Source organism: Candidatus Nitrosopumilus salarius BD31 (assembly GCF_000242875.2).
Taxonomy (GTDB): domain Archaea; phylum Thermoproteota; class Nitrososphaeria; order Nitrososphaerales; family Nitrosopumilaceae; genus Nitrosopumilus; species Nitrosopumilus salarius.
Map to the genome: position 1 here is coordinate 1 of NZ_AEXL02000094.1, position 5808 is coordinate 5808.

Annotated in this window: 5 protein-coding genes; 4 read left to right on the forward strand and 1 reads right to left on the reverse strand. The window is 35.8% G+C overall.

Features of this window, described 5'->3' with window-relative positions:
• The 4 genes from BD31_RS05445 to BD31_RS05460 all read left to right on the forward strand — a co-directional run.
• The coding region (locus BD31_RS05445) for a hypothetical protein (protein WP_048097485.1) at nt 1-217 on the forward strand (217 nt) is incomplete at its 5' end.
• Nucleotides 217-1800, forward strand: coding sequence for an ATP-binding protein (locus BD31_RS05450; protein WP_008299622.1), 1584 nt, complete (start codon nt 217-219; stop codon nt 1798-1800). The genes BD31_RS05445 and BD31_RS05450, both read left to right, overlap by 1 nt.
• 2 nt (nt 1801-1802) lie before the next feature.
• A complete protein-coding gene (locus tag BD31_RS05455; protein WP_008299629.1) occupies nt 1803-3059 on the forward strand; it encodes a metallophosphoesterase family protein in 1257 nt (418 codons plus the stop codon).
• Complete coding sequence (locus tag BD31_RS05460) at nt 3049-5469, forward strand: AAA family ATPase (protein WP_158641229.1); 2421 nt, start codon at nt 3049-3051, stop codon at nt 5467-5469. Before BD31_RS05455 ends, BD31_RS05460 begins: the two co-directional genes overlap by 11 nt.
• Before the next feature lie 2 nt (nt 5470-5471).
• Here BD31_RS05460 and BD31_RS10320 read toward each other — a convergent pair whose 3' ends face one another.
• Nucleotides 5472-5630 (reverse strand): hypothetical protein, encoded by a 159-nt coding sequence (locus tag BD31_RS10320; RefSeq protein WP_008299625.1) that lies wholly within the window; start codon nt 5628-5630, stop codon nt 5472-5474.
• Between the last annotated feature and the right edge of the window lie 178 nt (nt 5631-5808).

Genomic DNA, 5808 nt, shown 5'->3' on the forward strand with positions numbered 1-5808 from the left:
AGGTAGTTTGGTTGCAAATTCCCAGGATGTAGCCATGATTGGCTACCCATACGGGGCAATTGATGCAGACAGATTCGCTCAAGTTAGGCGTGATGAACTAGGAATGTATCAAGGATTCATACTATCTGAGAAGCTTCGTCATCCAGAATGGAAGAGACTGCAAAAGTATTCAGCCAGTTTGAGTGCGCATGACACACTAAATGGAGTGACTAGTTAATGGATGAGATTTCAATTGTAGGGCAAGTAGTTGGAGGAAGTTTCGGAGACATTGTAATTCGTCAAAAGTCTGGAACCAATTTAGAGATTGGAGATTTGATGATAGCTGAAGAGAATGGTTCGTTTTTAATTTTACAGGTCTTTGCGTTGGAATATGGGTCTCAAATACAAGACAAGATGCAACAGATGATGTCAGGGGTTAATTTAGAGCAAGGAATAGTTGATGCAAATTTCTATGAACCTGAATTTGTAAATTATGTTCTAGCTAGAATCAAACCACTAGCACGAGTATACAAAGAGAACAATGATGTAAAGATTCCAAAGTCGCTACCATCGTTTTTCAACAAATTACGATTGATATCAAAAGAGGATTTGAAATTTTTGCAAAAAGAAAAAGACTCTATCTTTGTTGGATACATTAGAAGCGGAAGTAAGATAATCAAAGAGGCTGAAGTTTGGTTGCCAGCTGAAGATGTATTTTCACATCACGTGTTGATTCCTGCAACTACAGGTCGTGGTAAATCAAATTTAGTTAAAACAATTCTTTGGCATGTACTTGATACAAACAAGGTTGGCGCACTAGTGTTAGATGCACATGATGAGTATTTCGGACGAAGTGGAGTTGGACTCAAAGACCATCCAAGAGCCAAAGAGAATATGGTGTATTACACACCATCAAACCCTCCAGTTGGTGCAAACAGGTTAACTGTTAATTTACAATCAATTAGACCTGAGCATTTTGAAGGCATTGTAGATTTTTCGGATCCGCAATTCCAGGCAATTAGAATGGCATTTAGAAAATCTCGAAGTAATTGGATTCGAGAGTTGATGCTAACTGATGCAGTGGATGCAGGGATGGAAAGTAATTCCCAAGGCAGGGCAGAATTTGCAGCAGCTACGATGATGGTGGTTCAAAGGAAGTTACGCCTGCTTTTGAGCCTAGAAAAGGATGAAGAAGGAGTAGTGTTTTCACGACACGAGGTATTTGATAGTACAACAAAGGGGCTAAACACAGTAGATGACATTGTAAAAGATATTGAGAATGGGAAGGTTGTAGTTTTAGATACATCTCGATTAGGTGATGAAGCAGAGTTACTTGTTGGAAATATCATCGCATCCAAACTATTACAAAAATACAAAGATGCAAAAGCTAGTGGCGAATTAGATAGAAAGCCAGTAGCTACCATAGTCATTGAAGAAGCACCACGTGTCATTGGTGTAGATGTACTAACATCAAGAAATGATAACATCTACTCCACCATAGCCAAAGAGGGACGAAAGTTCAAAGTCGGATTAACTGCAATTACGCAACTATCAAGTGTTATTCCTAAAACCATACTAGCTAACATGAATACAAAAATAATTTTAGGAAATGAGATGAAGCAGGAAAGAGAGGCAATTATTGCATCGGCATCTCAGGACTTATCTGAAGATGATAAGAACATTGCAAGTTTGGATAAAGGTGAGGCAATCATAACCAGCATCTTTGTGCCATTTGCAATGCCAATTAAGATTCCTTTGTTTGAAGATATTGTAAGAGAGAAAGGAATAAAAAATAACACTGGAAAAACAAAGGTGTTTTAGTTTTGTTATTTGCGCATCTATCTGATATACACCTAGGATTTCAGAAACATGAGTCACTACAAAAGATAGAACAGCAAGTATTTGAGAAAGCAATGGATGAGTGTATAACTCGCAAAGTTGATTTTGTTTTAATTCCAGGAGATTTGTTTCACGTAAATATTCCGGAGATGAGAGTGCAGAAATTTGCATTTGCAAAGTTTCGCCAGGTGCATGATGCAGGAATTCCAATTTATGTGGTATATGGGAGTCATGATTTTTCTCCAGTGTCAAACTCTGTGATTGATTTACTTGCAGAGATTGGCTACATCACCAAAGTGACAAAAGCTACAAGCAATGATGACGATACAATATCTTTAGATTTTCTAATTGACAAAAAAACTGGCACCAAGATTGCAGGATTGTCAGGACTCAAAGTTGGAAAAGACAGAGAGTGGTATGAGAAACTAGATAGGAGTTCTTTGGAATCAGAGTCTGGCTTTAAGATATTCCTGTTTCATGGCGGAATATCAGATATGAAGACAGATACAGGCATGGATGGCGACCTAATGCCGCTGTCTTTGCTGCCTAAAGGATTCTCATACTATGCGGGAGGCCACATGCACAAGTTCAATCACCAGTCATTTGATGGGTATTCACATGTGGTATACCCTGGAACCCCATTTGCAGGATATCATGCAGATTTGGAAGACAATGCAAATGGCCAAAAGCGCGGATTTGTTCTAGTGGAGTTTGATGATATGGTAAAGTCTGTCAAGTTTGTAGAGATTCCAAATACATCATATGAAATTATAGAGATTAATGCAGACAATAGAAAAGCTGAATCAATCAATCAAGAGTTGGCTGAGAAAACCAAAGACATTGATCCTGCAGACAAGATTGTAATCATCAAAGTAAGTGGAGAGTTGACATCAGGCAAAACTGCAGATGTAGATATCTCAACAATTAGAGATAACCTCAATGAACGAAATGCCTTGATAGTGAATATAAGTAAGAATCAATTAACATCAAAAGAATACTCCATCACAGAAGCAAAAGGTGCAAACAAAGAAGAGATTGAGACAAATGTGTTTTCTGAAAATATTGGGCAGTTGAGATTTGACTATCCTGAATTACTGGGGGATGAAGGAGTCAAACTAGGAAAAAAGTTACTATCAGAACTAGCACAACCGTTACTAGAGAATGAAAAGAAGAACGAATACATTCCAAGAATTCGTGACAATGTTTTGGCAATTTTAGGATTAGATGCAAATGATTCTTAATTCATTAATTATTGACAATATTCGCAGCTATGAGCATGAAGAGGTAGAGTTTCCTCGCGGGATTTCTTTGTTTGAAGGAGACATCGGTAGTGGTAAATCAACAGTACTCATGGCAATTGAATTTGCATTGTTTGGGTTGGGTTCACAAAAAGCAGAGTCATTGCTTTCAAAAAAATATGATTCAGGTTCTGTGATTTTAGATTTTTCAGTGGATGGTGAAAGATATGAGATCAAACGTACATTGTTGAGGAAAAGTTCTGGAGTAAATCAGGATCCAAAAAATTCCTGGATAAAGATTGCAGGTGAGAAAGAATTACTATCACCATCAGAGCTAAAGCAGCGAGTTTTGCAGGTGCTAAAGTTCAACGAACCTGCCGACCCAAAGGCTGAAAGTAAGATATTCAGATATGCAATATTTACGCCCCAGGAAGCCATGAAGGAGGTACTTTTTGACTCTAGAAGGAGGCTAGAGACCATTCGTAAGGCATTTGGGATTGAAGATTATAGTATTGCACATTCAAATGCAAAAGAAGTACTATCAGAGATTAAAACAAAATCAGCCATACTAAAGGAAAGATTCAGCGACATCACACAGTTAGAGTCAGAAATTGCAGAATCTAAAAGAATGATTTCAGAGTTAGAGTCTGAGATCTCTCAAAATGAGAAAGAGAATGCAATTCTCAAGATAGATGAAAGCAAAAAAGTTCTAGAACTAAAAGAATTGCAATCAAGGAATAATGATCTAGTCAAACTAGAGTCAAAAAAAGAAAATCTACAAGAAAAGATAGAAGCAGGCAAATCACGAATAGATGCAATAGAGCAGGAATTTGCAGATTACGAAATTGAATTAAAAGAAGACAATGATAAATTAGAAAAACTACTAGAGATAAAAAAACCTGAAACTGCAAAAAAGATTCCAGAGATAATCAAAGAGATTAAAAAATTCCAGGAAATAAGCGACAGGTTAATCAAATTAAAATCTGAAAAAGACAGTCTATCTAATGACATTTCAAGATTGAAAGAAAAATTTGGTGAAAAAATAGATTCAGAGTTAAAGTCAATGCAAAGTGCACTAGATGATTTGCAAGGTGAGAAAGAGTCACTGGTAAAGTTTGCTGATGAAATTGTTGAAAAACTAGACAAGGTGAAAGAACAGCAAGTCCAAAAGCAAACTCTCAAAGAGTCAATAGAAAAAGAGATTGCAAAGTTTTCACAGTTAGGAAATGCATGTCCCACATGCAAGCAGGAGATTACACAAGACCATCACCATAGTTTAGTTGATGAGAAAGAAAAGGAAGTAGAGGCATTAAAGATGGAATTAAAATCAATTACAGATTCATTTTTTGAATCAAACTCAAAATCCAAAGAGATTCAAGAGAAACTAGAGGCATATGAGAAAGAAATTGCAGAGATTCAAAAAATAATTCCAGGAATTGAAGAGTATAATTCTAAATCATCAAGATTGCAACAATTAGACATAAAATCACTAGAAAAAGAGTTCCAGGATTCAAAATTTAATGGCAGAAATCCAGTAGAATACTATACGGAACTAAAAGACGATCTAATGAAATTTGAAAATGTCACAGACCAGATCAAACAGATAGTGGAATCAAAGCAAAAAGTAGAGAGAACGATTCAAAATCATCAAAAAGAAGTAGATGAAATACTCTCTCAAATTTCAGAAAGAGAGGCAGAATTAGAACAAATCAGGAAGGAACTTGAATCCTTTGGCGATTCAGGCTCAAATGTGTCAGTCAAAGAGAGTGAGTTGGATGCACTTAGAAGAAAGATCATAGAGAATTCAAGCAGGATTGCAGCATCTGCAGAGAATCTCAAAAATCAAACTGAGAAGATAAATCAAAATGAGTCCAAAATAATTCAATCAAGAAAGTGGGAATCAAAGTACAAGAAATTTGACCAATTCCAACAATGGCTAGAAGCATTTTTCATTCCAACAATATCTCAAATTGAAAAGCAGGTGTTGCTATCTATATTACAGAACTTTAATGAAACTTATCGTAGATGGTACTCCATTTTAGTTGAAGACCCTACCAAAGAATCAAGAATTGATGAGGATTTCACACCAATTGTAAATCAAGATGGATACGACCAAGAGATTGGATATCTATCAGGTGGTGAGAAAACAAGTATTGCGTTAGCATACAGACTAACTCTAAATTCACTAATGAGAAAAGAGACAGAATCAATGAAGTCTAATTTATTGATTTTAGATGAGCCAACTGATGGATTTTCTAAGAATCAGTTAGGAAAGATAAGAGAGGTGTTAGATGAATTAAAATCTGAACAAATTATTTTGGTATCTCATGAAAAGGAGCTAGAAGCATATGTGGATAATATCTTCCAGATTTCAAAACAAGATGGAATATCTAAAGTATCTAGATCAAACTAGATTCATTTTTTCTTTTTTAAATTTACTATTTGTTTTTCTAATGATGTGATTCTTTTCTCTAATTTTGTCACTATCTTGTCATCATTATCTGCACGTTTCTCTAATTTTGCTAATCTTCGTTCCTGTTGTTGTTCGTGTTGTTTATCGGTCAATTTAGCCATGATTTGTTTAATTTTTGTATGAACGTAAGCATATTGGACATCTCCACTGTTCTTTTATTCAAATTCTCCCTCAAACCAGTCTTTACACTTGGGAATTTGGAACATATCTTTCTTTAAGATGTTAACATCCATAGTGAAAGAAACAAGAATTGCATCCCCTCGTGTATCGGTAATATTG

Coding starts and splice junctions, on each gene's coding strand:
- BD31_RS05460 (WP_158641229.1), top strand. CDS start 3,049: ATGATTCTTAATTCATTAATTATTGACAATATTCGCAGCTATGAGCAT.
- BD31_RS10320 (WP_008299625.1), bottom strand. CDS start 5,630: ATGGCTAAATTGACCGATAAACAACACGAACAACAACAGGAACGAAGA.
- BD31_RS05450 (WP_008299622.1), top strand. CDS start 217: ATGGATGAGATTTCAATTGTAGGGCAAGTAGTTGGAGGAAGTTTCGGA.